Source organism: Agrobacterium sp. CMT1, from assembly GCF_037203725.1.
GTDB lineage: Bacteria > Pseudomonadota > Alphaproteobacteria > Rhizobiales > Rhizobiaceae > Agrobacterium > Agrobacterium pusense.
This window is the reverse complement of sequence record NZ_JBBCAR010000014.1, coordinates 113,272-129,411: the sequence shown is the minus strand read 5'-3', so window position 1 is coordinate 129,411 and position 16,140 is coordinate 113,272. Positions and strand designations below refer to the sequence as shown.

Genomic DNA, 16,140 nt, shown 5'->3' with positions numbered 1-16,140 from the left:
GATCTCGACATCTTGCAAGCACCGCAGGGCTGCGAAAGGATTGACTATATCCCGCTCGTCATCCCTGCCCCTGTCGGTTTGGGAGGACTGGCTTATGAATATTCGAGCGGTTGCCGTAGATGAGGCGGCGCGTGTTTCCGCCATCATTGATGAATTTCTCCATCTGGAGGGGCCTTTGCTACCCATCCTGCACGCAATGCAGGAAGAATTCGGCTATATCCCGGAAAGCGCCAAGCAGATCATCGCATCCGCGCTGAACATATCGCGCGCCGAGGTTCATGGCGTCGTCACCTTCTACCCCGATTTCCGTGATCATCCGCATGGTCGCCATGTCTTAAAGCTCTGTCGCGCCGAGGCTTGCCAGTCGATGGGTGGCGAGTCTCTTGCGGAAACCATCAAGTCCCGCCTCGGCCTCGACTGGCACGAAACCGCGCCTGACGGTTCCGTCACGCTTGAGCCGGTCTTCTGTCTCGGGCTCTGCGCTCAGGCACCGGCCCTGATGCTGGATGGCGAAGTCCATGCCCGTCTTGATGAGGACTGTCTTGTCGAGATTCTGGCGGAGGCACGCCGATGAGTGTCACCGTTTTTGTTCCCGCCGATTCCGCCGCTCTTGCCGTTGGCGCAAACCGTGTTGCCGATGCCATCGCCCGCGAGGCCGCTGGCCGTAACCTTGAGGTCGAGATTGTCCGCAACGGCTCGCGTGGCATGCTCTGGCTGGAAGTGCTGGTCGAAGTGCGCACCGAGCATGGCCGTATCGCCTACGGCCCCGTTAAGGCAAGCGACGTCGCCTCGCTTTTTGACGCAGATTTTCTGAAAGGTAGGACCCATCGCCTCTGTCTCGGGCTGACAAAGGACATTCCGTTCCTGAAGAGCCAGACGCGTCTGACATTTGCCCGATGTGGCGTCACCGATCCATTGTCGCTAGAGGATTACCGCACCTATCAGGGAATGAAGGGTCTTGAAAAAGCTGTTGCGATGACCCCGTTGGATATCGTCGCGGAGGTGACCCAGAGCGGCCTGCGCGGACGCGGCGGCGCTGGTTTCCCCACCGGCATCAAATGGAAGACCGTTGCCGATGCGGTGGCGGACCAGAAATACATTGTCTGCAATGCGGATGAGGGCGACAGCGGCACTTTCGCCGACCGGATGATCATGGAAGGCGACCCCTTCGTGCTGATCGAAGGCATGGCGATTGCCGGCCTCGCCGTCGGCGCGACCAAGGGCTTCATCTATACCCGCTCGGAATATCCCTACGCCATCAGGGTCATGGAAAAGGCGATCGAAATCGCAAGGCGTGCGGGTATTCTTGGGTCCTCCGTCCTCGGGTCAGGCCGCGCTTTCGACATGGAAGTGCGCATGGGCGCCGGCGCCTATGTCTGTGGCGAGGAGACCTCGCTTCTCAATAGCCTCGAAGGCAAACGCGGAACGGTGCGCGCCAAGCCGCCGTTACCAGCCCTGCAGGGCCTGTTCGGCAAGCCGACCGTCGTGAACAACGTGATTTCGCTCGCTTCCATTCCGGTCATCATGGATCGTGGCGCAGCTTTTTATCGCGATTTCGGCGTCGGCCGCTCGCACGGCACCATCCCGATCCAGCTTGCTGGCAACCTCAAGCATGGTGGGCTTTACGAAACCGCCTTCGGTCTGACGCTCGGGCAGCTTGTGAACGATATCGGCGGCGGCACGATCAGCGGCCGGCCTGTCAAGGCGGTGCAGGTGGGAGGTCCGCTCGGCGCTTATTTCCCGGTGTCGCTGTTCGACACGGTCTTTGACTACGACGCGTTTACGGCGGCTGGTGGCCTGATAGGCCATGCGGGCATCGTGGTGTTCGATGATACGGCAGACATGCTGCATCAGGCCCGGTTTGCGCTGGAGTTCTGCGCCGTCGAAAGTTGCGGCAAGTGCACACCCTGTCGCATCGGCTCCACGCGTGGTGTCGAGACGGTTGACAAGATCGCGCTCGGAATCGAGCGGGAGAAAAACACGGCGTTGCTGGAAGACCTCTGCGAAACCATGAAATTCGGTTCGCTCTGTGCGCTCGGCGGTTTCACGCCCTATCCCGTCATGAGCGCGCTCCGGCATTTCCCTGCTGATTTTGCCCCCATCCCATGTGTTGAAGCGGCGGAGTAAGACCATGGCCCTTGTAACTGAATTCGACTACGGCACCCCCAAGTCCAACGCTACGGACATGGTAACGCTCACAATCGACGGTCGCCAGGTGACTGTTCCCGCTGGAACCTCGATCATGCGCGCCTCGCGTGAAGCGGGCATCGATGTGCCGAAACTCTGTGCCACCGACATGGTGGATGCCTTTGGCTCCTGTCGGCTCTGTCTGATTGAGGTGGAGGGCCGCAATGGCACTCCTGCCTCCTGCACCACGCCTGTTGCCGCCGGTCTCGTCGTGCATACGCAGACGGAGCGGCTGAAGCAGATCCGCAAGGGCGTGATGGAGCTTTACATCTCCGATCACCCGCTCGACTGCCTGACCTGCGCCGCCAATGGCGATTGCGAGTTGCAGGATATGGCGGGCGCGGTGGGCCTTCGCGATGTGCGTTATGGTTACGACGGCGACAATCACGTCAAGGCCCGCACCGGGGAGGGCGATCTTAATGCCCGCTTTATGCCGAAGGACGAAAGCAATCCCTATTTCACCTATGATCCTTCCAAATGCATCGTCTGTTCCCGTTGCGTGCGCGCCTGCGAGGAAGTGCAGGGCACCTTCGCGCTCACGATCGAAGGCCGCGGTTTTGAAAGCAGGGTATCGCCCGGCGCGCACGAGGCATTCCTCGATTCCGACTGCGTGTCCTGCGGTGCCTGCGTGCAGGCCTGTCCGACCGCGACGCTCACCGAAAAATCGGTGATCGAGATTGGCCAGCCGGAACATTCGATGGTCACCACCTGCGCCTATTGCGGCGTCGGTTGCTCCTTCAAGGCGGAAATGCGTGGTGAAGAGCTGGTGCGCATGGTGCCGTGGAAGGATGGACAGGCAAACCGTGGCCATTCCTGCGTCAAGGGCCGCTTCGCTTACGGATATGCGACCCACAGAGATCGTATCCTCAACCCGATGATTCGCGAAAAGATCAGCGATCCGTGGCGGGAAGTCACCTGGGAGGAAGCCTTCTCCCACGTTGCGTCCGAGTTCCGGCGCATCCAGGGCACCTATGGGAAAGAGTCCATTGGCGGCATCACCTCGTCCCGCTGTACGAATGAGGAAACATTCCTCGTCCAGAAACTCATTCGCGCCGGTTTCGGCAACAATAACGTTGATACCTGCGCCCGCGTCTGCCATTCGCCCACGGGTTATGGTCTTGGCCAGGCCTTCGGCACATCTGCCGGCACGCAGAATTTCGACAGCGTGGAGCATTCCGATGTCGTGCTTGTCATCGGCGCCAATCCGACCGACGGCCATCCCGTTTTCGGTTCACGGCTGAAGAAACGGCTACGTCAGGGCGCAAAGCTGATCGTCATCGATCCCCGCCGTATCGATCTTGTCCGCACGCCAAATGTGGAGGCGGCTTTCCACCTGCCGCTGCTGCCGGGAACCAACGTTGCGGTGCTGACGGCGCTTGCCCATGTGATCGTCACGGAAGGTTTGTTCAATGAGGCATTCATTCGCGAGCGCTGCGACTGGTCGGAGTTCGAGGATTGGGCTGCCTTCGTTGCCGAGCCGCAGCATAGTCCGGAAGAGACGGAACGTTTCACGGGCGTACCGGCTGAAGATCTGCGCGGCGCGGCCCGGCTTTATGCCAAGGGCGGCAATGGCGCGATCTATTATGGTCTGGGTGTCACAGAACACAGCCAGGGTTCAACGACCGTCATGGCGATTGCCAATCTTGCCATGGCGACCGGCAACATCGGCCGTCCCGGGGTGGGCGTCAATCCGCTGCGCGGTCAGAACAATGTGCAGGGCTCCTGCGATATGGGGTCTTTCCCGCACGAACTGCCGGGCTATCGCCATATCTCCGATGATGCGACACGCGATGTGTTCGAGAAACTCTGGGGCGTGAAGCTCAACAACGAACCGGGGCTGCGTATCCCCAACATGCTGGATGCCGCTGTCGATGGCAGTTTCAAGGGCATCTATATTCAGGGCGAGGACATTCTCCAGTCGGACCCCGATACCAAGCACGTTTCCGCCGGCCTTGCCGCCATGGAATGTGTCGTGGTGCACGATCTCTTCCTGAACGAGACGGCGAATTATGCGCATGTGTTCCTGCCGGGTTCCACTTTCCTCGAAAAAGACGGCACCTTTACCAATGCCGAGCGCCGCATCAACCGCGTGCGCAAGGTTATGTCGCCGAAAAACGGTTATGCCGACTGGGAAGTAACCCAGAAGCTGGCGCAGGCCATGGGCCTTACGTGGAACTACACCCATCCCTCCGAGATCATGGACGAAATCGCGGCAACGACGCCGAGCTTTGCCAGCGTTTCCTATGCTTACCTCGAAGAGAAGGGCTCGGTGCAGTGGCCCTGCAACGAAAAATTCCCAGAGGGTTCGCCGATCATGCATGTGGACGGCTTCGTGCGCGGCAAGGGCAAGTTCATCCGCACCGAATACGTGGCGACGGACGAACGCACCGGTCCGCGTTTCCCGCTGCTGCTCACCACCGGCCGCATCCTGTCGCAATACAATGTCGGGGCGCAGACACGGCGCACCGAAAACGTCGTCTGGCACGAGGAGGATCGTCTGGAAATCCATCCGCATGACGCCGAACAGCGCGGCGTCAAGGATGGCGACTGGATCAAGCTTGCGAGCCGCTCCGGCGATACGACGCTGCGAGCGCTGATTACGGATCGTGTGGCGCCGGGCGTGGTCTATACGACCTTCCACCATCCCGGCACGCAGGCGAACGTCATCACGACAGACTTTTCCGACTGGGCGACCAACTGCCCGGAATACAAGGTGACGGCGGTTCAGGTCTCTCCCTCCAACGGGCCGACGGAATGGCAGGAAGAATATGATGCGCTTTCGCGTCAGTCCCGCCGCATCGCCGGCAAGCTGGAAGCTGCGGAATAATCGGGGGCCGGGCTTGTCCCGGCCTTTTTATCATGGGACGTGAACTGGCGCGGGGAGTAGATCATGTTACTCAATCACACGGACGAAAAGCTGGTGAGGATGGCGAACCAGATTGCGACGTTTTTTCTGTCACAGCCGGAAGATATCCGTATCGATGGTGTTGCCACCCATATCAACAAGTTCTGGGAACCGCGCATGCGGCGGCGCTTCTTTGAGATGGTGGACGCCGGTCTCGGTGATTTTCGGCCACTCGTGATTGCCGCATCCAGAGAGATCAGAAGGCCAGACGCGCCAGCGGCCGATGCCGTCGGGCTCGGCGAAGACGCGAAGGGCGCACCGGGCGGCAAGGGACCGATTGCGGGAGAATCCCTTTCGGAGCCGAGCGTGCCCGAAACAAGGCGCGTCTGACGCGTGCGGAGATGAATGAAGCTTGCCGCCGCATGGGAGGACGTTCGGCGGCATCGCTATTCGCCTGGCGGGGCGAATGAAAAATGTCCAGACATTCACGAGGGAGGTAGTGTCAATGGCAGTAGCAGGCGCAACGGCGGGAGAGGCGGCGCAAGCCGGGTTTTTGGACCGCGAACGAATAATCGCAAGACCGGGTTTCAATCGCTGGCTGGTGCCGCCGGCAGCGCTTGCCATTCATTTGTGCATAGGCATGGCCTATGGCTTTAGCGTATTTTGGCTGCCGCTGTCGAAAGCGTTGCCAGCGACGGATCCGAGCTGCTCCAGCCTCACGCTGGTCGGCGCACTGTTTACCACCGAATGCAATTGGCGTGTGGCTGATCTTGGATGGATCTATACGCTTTTCTTCGTGCTTCTCGGCTGCTCGGCGGCTATCTGGGGCGGCTGGCTGGAACGGGTGGGACCCCGCAAGGCGGGCTTCGTTTCCGCCTGCTGCTGGTGCGGCGGCATTCTGGTGGCAGCCGCCGGCGTCGTCACCCATCAACTCTGGCTGATGTGGCTGGGTGCCGGCGTCATCGGTGGCGTCGGGCTTGGCCTCGGCTACATCTCGCCGGTGTCCACCCTGATCAAATGGTTCCCCGATCGTCGCGGCATGGCCACGGGCATGGCCATCATGGGGTTTGGCGGCGGTGCCATGATTGGCGCGCCACTTGCCAACCTGCTGATGAACAGCTTCAAGACCGAGACGTCTGTCGGCGTCTGGCAGACCTTCGTCGTCATGGCGTTGATATACTTCGTCTTCATGATGGCGGGCGCCTTCGGTTATCGCATTCCGCCTGCGGGCTGGCGCCCGGAAGGATGGACGGCACCGGCGGCCAAAAGCGCGATGATCACCACGCGACACGTCCATCTGCGCGACGCGCATAAGACGAAACAGTTCTGGCTGATCTGGGCGGTGCTCTGCCTGAATGTTTCGGCCGGCATCGGTGTCATCGGCATGGCCTCTCCAATGCTGCAGGAAATTTTTGCGGGTTCTCTGATCGGCCTTCCGGGTGTCGGTTTTGCTGATCTCGATGCCGGCCAGAAGGCGCAGATTGCGGCGATTGCTGCCGGCTTCACCGGCCTTCTTTCGCTCTTTAACATTGGCGGCCGCTTTTTCTGGGCCTCCATGTCAGACAAGATCGGCCGCAAGAACACTTATTTCTGCTTCTTCATTCTCGGCATCATTCTTTACGCGCTGGCGCCGACGCTCGCGACGATGGGCAACAAGGCGCTTTTCGTTCTCGCCTTCGGTATCATCCTGTCCATGTATGGCGGCGGTTTCGCCACCATCCCGGCCTATCTTGCGGACATCTTCGGCACGCAGTTCGTCGGCGCAATCCACGGCCGTCTCCTGACGGCATGGGCGACTGCCGGCATCGCCGGTCCCGTGGTCGTCAATTACATCCGCGAGGCGCAGATCGCGGCGGGCGTGGCACCCGGACCCGCACTCTACACAAGCACCATGTATATTCTGGCAGGCATGCTGGCGATCGGCCTCGTGGCCAACGCCTTCGTGCGGCCGCTCTCGGACAAGTGGTTCATGTCGGATTCGGAGGTGGCGGCGCTTCAGGCGAAGACCGCGGCCGCGAATGCCGGGCCGACAGGCTCCTTCGGGATCGGTCGCGGTGGACTGGACGCCAAGGCCGCTCTTGCCTGGGCTGCGGTTGGTATTCCGCTTCTCTGGGGCGTGTGGGTCACGGTAAAAAGCAGTCTGGCGCTATTCGGCTAGGCGTTCCGCCAAAAACTCATGTGCCGGCTCTTGGCCGGCACATGATCGATCAAGGCGAGGCGGCGCGGTTCGGATCACGTCAGATGAACCGCGCCCCGTCATTTGCGTAATTTGCAGCTGGACGGTTCGGCGCCATCAAGACCAGCTGGCAAGCAGTCCCTCAAGGGTCGCACGGTCCTCTTTATCCAGACGCGCCAGTCCCGGTGCGCGCACCGGGCCAACTTTGAACCCGAGTATGTCCATGGCTTCCTTCACAACGGTCACATTGGCGCCGTTGCGATATCGTGTGCGCAGCCGCTCGAACAATTCGATCTTTTGAACAATCTTCCGTGCAGCCGTAAAATCGCCTGAGGTCAGTGCCTCATGAACCTGCAGCGAAAATTGCGGCGCCACGTTAACGAGGCCGGAGGTGAAGCCGCGCGCACCAACCGCCGCGAAGGCAGCCGCCCAGCTTTCAGCCAGTCCGCAGACATATAGAGCGCCGTCCGGATCGGAAGCGGCAATCGCGCGCGACAGAAGCATGATGTCGGTCGTCGCGAACTTGATGCCGGCGACATTCGGGTGGCTCGCAAGCCGTACCATGTCATCGACCGAAAAGCCGTCCGCCCGGACATAAGCGACCAGCGGCAGTTCGCTGCCTTCAGCGAGGCCGGTAAAGTAGTCGATTTGCGATTGCGGGGCCGCGAAAGGATCGACTGGCTGATGCGACATGACGGCGGATGCGCCCATTTCTTTTGCCTGACGCGCCAAGGAGAGCGCTTCGCGCTGAGAGCGTCCAATAGCCGCCGTGACCGGGGCTTTCCCGCCGACACCTTCTATCGCGGCCTCATAGACCTTCAGAATTTCTGCAGGCGTCAAGGCGTAGAATTCGCCGGTATTGCCTGCCGCGACGATATTATGGATTCCAGCCTTTGCAACGCGTGCGTAAATCTCGGCGGTAACACCGGTCTCCACTTCGCCGCTTGCATCGTAAGCCGTTACCGGAACGCCGGAGATGCCCTTCAGGGCCTGGCGAAAATCGAATGTCGTCATCAACTGTGTTCCTTAAGATCAAAAGTCATCTTCAGATGGAGAATTTGTGAACGGGCGTGCCGGCTACCGGGGCATCGAATGCAACAACCGTACCTGCTGTGATTATTCCGTCCGTCTCGGTGACGAGACTTGTAAGGTAGATCGTCTTGAGATCGGGACCGCCGAAACAGGGCATGGTCGGTCCCTTGAACGGCAGCCTGTAGACCTCGAACAATTCGCCGTCCGGTGAAAAGCGGTTGAGACGTCCCGCCTGAACGCCGGCGCTCCAGTAACAGCCTTCGCAATCGGTCGCCGCACCGTCCGGCCTGCCTTCATCCGGCGCGAAATCGTGCAGACGTTCGGCCGGGCCGATCCTGCCGGTCGCAGCGTCGAAATCGAACGCCTGAAGCATGAGGCCGCTGCTGTCGGAATGGTACATGCGTCTGCCGTCCGGGCTCCAGGCAAGTCCGTTCGAAGTGAACATGTCGCCATCGATGATGCGTTCGATGCCACCATCCGGGGCAACGCGATAGAGGCGTGCATTGCCCGTCTGTATCGCGGCCTCATCGCGGGTCCCCACCCAGAAATGGCCGTCCGGGCCGACTTTTCCGTCGTTGAGGCGGCTGTCGGGCCGCCCGCCGTCCGGATCGCAGAGAAGATCGAGCTTGCCGCTCGCGGGATCGAGAAGATGCACGCCGGTCCTGAGGCCCGCCACTATCAAGCCATTGTCGCAAAGGCCGAGACAGCCGACCTGGGCGGGCATCTCGTATCTGTCGAGTTTTCCGCCGGGATGCAGGCGGAAAATGGCGGGCGCGAGAATATCGACGAACCACAGATCGCCGGTTCGCTCGTCCCAGGCAGGCGATTCGCCGACCTTCAACGGGGTATCGATCAAGGAACGGAGCTTCGGTTCTATGATATGCGGCTGGCTCACTGGTTCCTCTCCCTCATCCGCCCTTTATGATTCTATTTTCGACAGTGCAGGATGCGGCCTAACTGCCAACGCCCTGAAACATGCGGGCGCGCGCCTTCAATATGTGGTCTTTCATCGCGTCATGCGCAGCCTGCTCCCGTCGCGCAAAAATCGCTTCCACGATTGCCGTGTGCTCGTTCTGGACTTCGCGCACATGCTGCGGCGTCCGCTTGAGGCTGAGGCTGCGTGTCACCGACTGGCCGATTGCGAAATGCGGCTTGAACCAGATCCGCACCGTGATGTGGAACTGGTTGTGGCTCGCCTTCGCGATGGCTTCGTGCAGGGCGAAATCTTCCTCAGCACCGAGATCGTTGCGCTCGAGACATTGTTCCAGCGCGGCAATCGCCTGCTCGATCCGCACCCTGTCAGCGGCCTGCCAGTTGCGCGCCGCAAGCTCAGCCGCGGAAGCCTCCAATCCGGCCCTGAACTCAAAAAAACGCTGCACGTCGGCCAGCGAGCCGACCGGCACCTGTTGCAACACGGAAGAATCCGGCTGCTGACGTACATAGGAGCCGGATCCCTTTTGCGAAACGATAAGCTCGTCGTTCCGAAGCCGCTCCAGCGCTTCCCGCACAACCGGTCGCGATGCACCGAACAGCGACGCCAGATTCTGTTCCGATGGCAGCCGCTCGTTCACAGGAAACCGCCCGTCCGAAATCATGCCGACGATTTTTTCGTAGATGATGTCGCTCAGCCGAGTTTCGCCTCGAGCGGCGGCAGATGCAGTGTGATTGTCCATCAGCAGCCCTTTCGTTGCAAATCGCTGAAGTTAATGGGTTTCCTGCATTTTAATCGCAACAGAGATACCGGAGTTTTTGTGCGCGAGGGGGCTGTCCTGCCGATTTTTTCTTCAAGCCTGATCCTGAAAGCCGGCCTACAGATAAAAAAGATGTAAAAATCTGTCAATACTTGTAATCATCTGCAAACGCCCATATGGTCTGCCCCTGCCGATGGAGGATCGGCTTGCTGGCTGGCCGGGAGGGCCGTCGCGGTTCGGTGAAAGCCGTCTCGCTGCCGGTGATTTTTTGGGAGGATTGTCGATGCGCGATGGCGAAGCATTTTCACTGGGCGTAACGCGCCGAACCTTTATGGCGGGTGTTGGCGGCGTGGCCGCACTTTCCGTCATGGGAGCCTCGGCGCGGGCTGCTGCCGGCAAGCAGGCGCCGGAACTGGAGGCGCTGGTAAAGGACGGCAAATTGCCGCCCTTGGCCGAACGCCTGCCGAAAAATCCGATGGTGGTGACGCCGCACGAGAAAATCGGCACCTATGGCGGCACATTGCGCCGTGGCCTGCGCGGTTCGTCGGACCATAACGGCATCCTGCGCATGGTCGGCAATCAGGGCCTTGTTCGCTGGAACATGGATTTCACCGAGGTTCTGCCGAACCTTGCGGTGAAATGGGAGGTCAACGACGATGCCTCGCAATTCACCTTCCATTTGCTGGAGGGCGCAAAATGGTCGGACGGCCACCCCTTCACCGCAGATGACGTGGTGTTCGCCATCGAGGACTGCATCAAGAACAAGGAGCTTTACAGTGCCACGCCGGCGCAGCTTTCCGTGGCCGGCAAGGCGGTTGATGTCGAAAAAGTCGACGATTTCACGGTAAAGTTCAAATTCGCCGCGCCGAATGCGCTTTATCTCGAAAACCTCGCCACGCCGCTCGGCCAGCATCCGACGCTGTTTCCCAAACACTATTGCAGCAAGTTCCTGCCGAAATACAACACGGCGCTTGATGCTGATGTGAAGGCGGCGGGCGTCTCCAGCTGGACCGAACTGTTCCGCGCCAAATGCGGGGATATCGAAATTCCCTCCCGCTGGTCGAATGTCGACAAGCCGACGCTTGATCCATGGGTGGTGAAGGAGCCTTACTCCGGCGGTGCGACACGGGTGGTCATGACCCGCAACCCATACTTCTGGCAGGTCGATACCGAAGGTAACCAGTTACCCTATATCAACGAAATCAATTTCGGCATTTCGCAGGATGTCGAATCGCTGATGCTGAACGTCATTTCCGGCAAGATCGACATTCAGGAGCGCCATATCAGCGTTCTCGCCAACAAGCCGACCCTGTCGCAGAACATGAAAAAGGGTGACTACCGCCTGCTGACTTTGGTGCCGTCTGCCGCGCAGCAGTGCCAGATTTACCTGAACATCACCCACAAAGACCCGGCAATGCGCAAGATGTTTGCAGACAAGTCTTTCCGTCAGGCATTGTCCATTGCGCTCAACCGGCAGGAAATCATCGACATCGTTTATTTCGGCCAAAGCGAAGGGTACCAGGCCGGGCCACGCCCGACACATCCCTGGTACAATGAAAAGCTGGCACGGCAATTCACCGAATATGACGCCGACAAGGCGAACGACCTTCTCGATAGGGCCGGTTACGACAAGAAGAACGGCAACGGCATGCGGCTTCGTCCCGATGGCCAGCCGATCTTCTTCTCCATCGATGTTATCCCGACGCTCTATCCCGATCTGGTCGATGCGCTAGAGCTGGTGAAGGCGCAATGGGCGCAGATCGGCGTCGACATCAAGGTCAATACCATCGAACGCGCGCTCTATTATACACGCGGCGATGACAACGCCCATGATGCCGCCGTCTGGCCCGGTCCCGGCGGTCTCGATCCGATGCTCGACCCGCGCGATTTCTTCGCCTTCCATCCGCAGGGGTCGCGTTACGCCATTCCGTGGGCGCTCTGGTATACATCCAACGGCCAGAAGGGCGAGGAGCCGCCGGAAAGCCAGAAGAAGCGCTTCAAGCTTTTCGATGAGGCGCGCTCCACGGCCGACCTTGCCAAGCGCGGCGAGAAGATGAAGCAGATCTTCGAAATTGCGGCGGAAGAGTTCGAAACGATCGGCCTCTGCCTTGCGGTGGGCGGTTTCGGCATCATCCGCAACAATCTGCGCAACGTGCCGGAAACGGAACCCGACAGCTGGACCTGGCCCAATCCCGGCCCGGCGCTGCCGCAACAGTTCACCTTCACAAGCTGATAACGCCACATGGGCGTCGCTGCCGCAACGCGGCGACGCCTCTCAGGTTGTTTCGACCACCCACAGCCCGTCTCCTGAGTGGAAGGCGGCGCGTGCGACACAATGTGATTGCGAGAACGACATGCTGCTTTTCATCGTAAAACGCCTGCTGTGGATGATACCGTCCCTGTTTGCCGTCAGTTTCCTTGCTTTTGTCCTGATCCAGCTGCCGCCCGGCGACTATGTGACGACCTATATCGCCACACTGGCCGCCTCCAACGAGGTCATCGACCACAATACGGCGGCGCAGCTGCGCGAACGTTTCGGCCTCGATGACCCGATGATCGTGCAATATCTGAAATGGATATGGGGCATCGTCAGCCGCGGCGATTTCGGCATTTCGTTCGAGTGGCAGCAGCCGGTTTCAGGACTTATCTGGGAGCGCATGGCACTGACGCTGGTTCTGGCCATCGCAAGTCTTCTTGCAACCTGGGCCATCGCGCTTCCCATTGGCGTCTTCTCCGCCGTGCGCAAATATTCGATAGGCGACTATCTCTTCACTGCCTTTTCTTTTTTCGGCCTTTCCATACCCTCGTTCCTGCTGGCGCTGGTGCTGATGTATGTCGCGGCGGTAGAGTTCGGGGCCGATGTTGGCGGGCTGTTTTCCGCGGAATATGAGACCGCCTCGTGGAGCATCGCCAAGATGATGGACCTGATGGCCCATATCTGGCTGCCGGTCGCCATCCTTGCCGTGTCTTCCACCGCAAGCCTCATCCGCGTCATGCGCGCCAATATGCTGGATGAATTGCCCAAGCCCTATGTAACCACGGCGCGGGCGAAGGGATTGTCCGAGTTCAAGCTGCTGACGAAATATCCGCTCAGAATTGCGCTCAATCCCTTCATCTCTACCATCGCATGGCTGTTGCCCAATCTCATTTCGGGCTCCGTGGTTGTCGCCATCGTGCTCAATCTGCCGACGGCCGCGCCGCTGCTTTTGCAGTCGCTGATGGCGCAGGACATGTATCTCGCCGGCGCTTTCGTGCTGCTGATCTGCGCGCTGACGCTGATCGGTTCGCTGATCAGCGACATCCTGCTTGCGCTGGTCGATCCGCGCATCCGGCTCGAATAGGAGGGCACCATGAGCGATATTACCATGACCACCAATGCCCGGCAGGACCGCGCCGCCGTCGCTTCGCAGTGGCAGCTCATCTGGTGGGCGTTCAAACGCCACAAGCTGGCCATGGCCGCCCTGTTCATCACCATCGCCATGTATATCGTCGCGCTGGTGCCGGGCTTCTTCGCCATTAACGATCCGGTGCTTCAGAATGCCCGCGCCACCTTCCATCCGCCGCAGCGCGTCCACTTCATCGATACGACCGAGGGTTTCTCGCTCGGGCTGCACTATTATCCGCTGAAGCTGACCCGCAATCCGGAGACGCTTGCGGCGGTCTTCGTCGAGGATACGGCGAAGAAAATCCCGGTTCAGCTTTTCGGTCGCGGTTACGAATATTCCGTGTTCGGCCTGTTCACCACGGACCTCCATCTGCTGGCATCCACCGACAAAACGCGGCCGTTGTTCCTCTTCGGCGCGGATCGTCTCGGGCGCGATGTCTTCAGTCGCGTTGTGCAGGGCGCGCAGGTCTCCCTGTCCATCGGTCTTGTTGGCGTGTTCTTCTCGCTGCTGCTCGGCGTCGTTCTCGGTGGCATATCCGGTTATTACGGCGGCCGCATCGATTTCGTCATGCAGCGTGTGATCGACTTCGTGCTGTCGCTCCCCACCATTCCCATCTGGCTGGCGCTGGCCGCCGCCCTTCCGCAGGGCTGGCCTGCCACGCTGCAATATATGATGATCACCATCATCCTGTCCCTGACCGGGTGGGCGCAGCTCGCCCGTGTCGTGCGCGGCCGGTTCCTGTCGCTCAGGACCGAAGAGTTCGTGGCCGCGGCCCGGCTGGATGGCGTGCCGGAAGGGCGCATCATCTTCCGCCATATGCTGCCGAGCTTTTCGAGCCATATTATCGCTTCGGTCACGCTTGCGGTTCCGGCGATGATCCTTGCGGAAACATCGCTGTCCTTCCTCGGTCTAGGTCTGCAGCCGCCGACGATTTCCTGGGGCGTTTTGCTTCGCGAGGCGCAGAATATCCGCTCGATTGCAACCGCACCCTGGCTGTTCCTGCCCGGTGTGGCTGTCGTTATTGCCGTCATGGCTCTCAATCTGCTCGGCGACGGCCTGCGCGACGCAGCCGACCCCTATAACAAGTGAGGCCCCGGATGAGCGACATTCTTTCCATGAAGCCAGCCAAACCGCTGCTTGAAGTCCGCAATCTGGTCACTGAATTTCCGGTCAGAAACGGCGTTTTCCGGGCCGTCAACGACCTGTCTTTCTCAATCGATCCCGGCAAGACCCTCTGCGTCGTCGGCGAAAGCGGATCCGGCAAATCCGTCACCGCCCGCTCCATCCTGCAGATCATCGACAGTCCCGGTCGCATTGCGTCCGGGTCGATCATCCTCAACCGCGCCGACGGCACCTCTCTGGATCTGGCAAAGCTCGATCCGCGCAGCCGTGCCATCCGCTCGGTGCGCGGCGCTGATATCGCGATGATCTTTCAGGAGCCGATGTCGTCGCTTTCACCCGTGCATACCGTTGGTGACCAGATCACCGAGGTCCTGCGGCTGCATCTCAAGATGAGCAAGGGTGAGGCGCGCGCCGAGGCCATCGAACTGTTGCGCCAGGTGGAAATCCCCAACCCCGAAAAGGCGCTGGATCGCTACGCCTTCCAATATTCGGGAGGCATGCGCCAGCGTGCGATGATCGCCATGGCGCTGGCCTGCAAACCGCAGCTTCTGATCGCCGACGAACCGACGACGGCGCTCGATGTGACGACACAGGCCGAAATCCTCGACCTGATATCGCGGCTGCAAAAGGCGCATGGCATGGCGGTGCTGTTCATCACCCACGATATGGGTGTGGTGGCGCAGATTGCCGACGACGTGCTGGTCATGCACCATGGGGTCGCCAAGGAATATGGAACCGTGGATGAGATATTCCACAATCCGCAGGACCCCTATACCCGCATGTTGATCGGCTCCGTGCTGAAGCTGGAGCGGAAGGCTGAAATCCGGCTTGCGCGACCTCCGCTCGATCTCACGGCCGCGCCGGTGCTCGAAGTGAATGACCTTTCCATGCATTTCGGCGAGATGAAGGCGCTGGATGGCGTGTCGATCAAACTATTGCCGGGCGAGACGCTCGGCATCGTCGGCGAAAGCGGCTCCGGCAAGACCACCATGGGCCGCTCCATCATGCGCCTTTACGATCCGACCGGCGGCGCGATGCTCTATCGCCGGGCAGATGGCAGCGTGGTCGATCTGGCCAGGATAGAAGGCGCCGAGCTGAAAGCCGCACGGCGTGAGCTGCGCATGGTTTTCCAGGACCCGTTCGGCTCGCTCAATCCGCGCATGACCGTGGCACAGGTCATCGGCGAGCCGTTGCTGGTCAACGGCATTGCCAGGGGCAGGGAGTTGGATGAGCGTGTCTGCGCGCTGATGGAGCAGGTGGGTCTCGATCCGGCCGGACGTGAGCGTTACCCGCACGCTTTTTCCGGTGGCCAGCGCCAGCGCATCGGCATCGCCCGCGCCATAACCCTGAAGCCGCGTATCATTGTGGCGGATGAGGCGACTTCGGCGCTCGATGTTTCGGTGCGGTTCCAGGTGCTGGATCTTTTGATGCGGCTGCAGGACGAGCTGGGGCTCGCCTATATCTTCATCAGTCATGATATCGGCGTCATCCGCTATATGTGTGACCGCGTAGGTGTGATGTATCGCGGCAAGCTGGTGGAAGTGGGAGACGCCGAAAAGGTCTGCAACGCGCCGGATCATCCCTATACGCAGGCGCTTCTTTCCGCCATTCCGCGCCCGGACCCACGCGACCGGGACCGTACCCGCAGATTCCGCTACGTCGAACCATCCGAAGTCAAGAACGGGGCCGTCGCGCGATGAT

Annotated in this window: 12 protein-coding genes; 9 read left to right on the top strand and 3 right to left on the bottom strand. The window is 60.3% G+C overall.

The genetic code is table 11. The annotated features are described in order from the left end of the window. Positions 1-94: 94 nt before the first annotated feature. The 5 genes from WA845_RS16895 (at position 95) to WA845_RS16875 (ending at position 7,190) form a co-directional block, all read left to right on the top strand. Positions 95-574, top strand: a complete 480-nt coding sequence (locus WA845_RS16895) for a formate dehydrogenase subunit gamma (protein ID WP_112552814.1) — start codon at positions 95-97, stop codon at positions 572-574. Continuing rightward, positions 571-2,127 (top strand): formate dehydrogenase beta subunit, encoded by a 1,557-nt coding sequence (locus tag WA845_RS16890; RefSeq protein ID WP_337322464.1) that lies wholly within the window; start codon positions 571-573, stop codon positions 2,125-2,127. Before WA845_RS16895 ends, WA845_RS16890 begins: the two co-directional genes overlap by 4 nt. Positions 2,128-2,131: 4 nt before the next feature. After that, positions 2,132-5,014, top strand: coding sequence for a formate dehydrogenase subunit alpha (gene fdhF, locus WA845_RS16885; protein WP_337322463.1), 2,883 nt, complete (start codon positions 2,132-2,134; stop codon positions 5,012-5,014). A gap of 63 nt (positions 5,015-5,077) precedes the next feature. Next, on the top strand, positions 5,078-5,422 hold the full coding sequence (locus WA845_RS16880) for a formate dehydrogenase subunit delta (RefSeq protein ID WP_112552820.1): 345 nt from the start codon (positions 5,078-5,080) through the stop codon (positions 5,420-5,422). A gap of 115 nt (positions 5,423-5,537) precedes the next feature. Further along, positions 5,538-7,190, top strand: a complete 1,653-nt coding sequence (locus WA845_RS16875) for an MFS transporter (RefSeq protein WP_112552822.1) — start codon at positions 5,538-5,540, stop codon at positions 7,188-7,190. A 135-nt stretch (positions 7,191-7,325) separates the two neighbouring features. Here the strand turns inward: WA845_RS16875 and WA845_RS16870 are convergent, their stop codons facing one another. From WA845_RS16870 to WA845_RS16860, 3 genes are read right to left on the bottom strand one after another with little or no spacing between them, the layout of a single operon-like run. Next, positions 7,326-8,222 carry a dihydrodipicolinate synthase family protein gene (locus WA845_RS16870; protein WP_022563871.1) on the bottom strand — a complete coding sequence of 299 codons (897 nt, stop codon included), beginning with the start codon at positions 8,220-8,222 and terminating at the stop codon, positions 7,326-7,328. A gap of 31 nt (positions 8,223-8,253) precedes the next feature. Then, positions 8,254-9,135 (bottom strand): SMP-30/gluconolactonase/LRE family protein, encoded by an 882-nt coding sequence (locus tag WA845_RS16865; protein ID WP_112552824.1) that lies wholly within the window; start codon positions 9,133-9,135, stop codon positions 8,254-8,256. A 58-nt stretch (positions 9,136-9,193) separates the two neighbouring features. Beyond that, entirely contained in the window at positions 9,194-9,913 is a 720-nt protein-coding gene (locus tag WA845_RS16860; RefSeq protein WP_003521683.1) for a FadR/GntR family transcriptional regulator, read from the bottom strand. A gap of 301 nt (positions 9,914-10,214) precedes the next feature. Between WA845_RS16860 and WA845_RS16855 the strand changes: the two genes are divergently transcribed. The 4 genes from WA845_RS16855 (at position 10,215) to WA845_RS16840 (ending at position 16,139) form a co-directional block, all read left to right on the top strand. Continuing rightward, complete coding sequence (locus WA845_RS16855) at positions 10,215-12,164, top strand: ABC transporter substrate-binding protein (RefSeq protein ID WP_037092956.1); 1,950 nt, start codon at positions 10,215-10,217, stop codon at positions 12,162-12,164. 121 nt (positions 12,165-12,285) lie between these two features. Then, entirely contained in the window at positions 12,286-13,272 is a 987-nt protein-coding gene (locus WA845_RS16850) for an ABC transporter permease (protein WP_003521681.1), read from the top strand. Positions 13,273-13,281: 9 nt separating this feature from the next. Further along, a complete protein-coding gene (locus WA845_RS16845) occupies positions 13,282-14,406 on the top strand; it encodes an ABC transporter permease (RefSeq protein WP_004444561.1) in 1,125 nt (374 codons plus the stop codon). An 8-nt stretch (positions 14,407-14,414) separates the two neighbouring features. Next, the gene (locus WA845_RS16840; protein WP_162719081.1) at positions 14,415-16,139 is read left to right on the top strand and encodes an ABC transporter ATP-binding protein; all 1,725 of its coding nucleotides are present in this window, start codon (positions 14,415-14,417) and stop codon (positions 16,137-16,139) included. The last annotated feature ends 1 nt before the right edge of the window (position 16,140 follow it).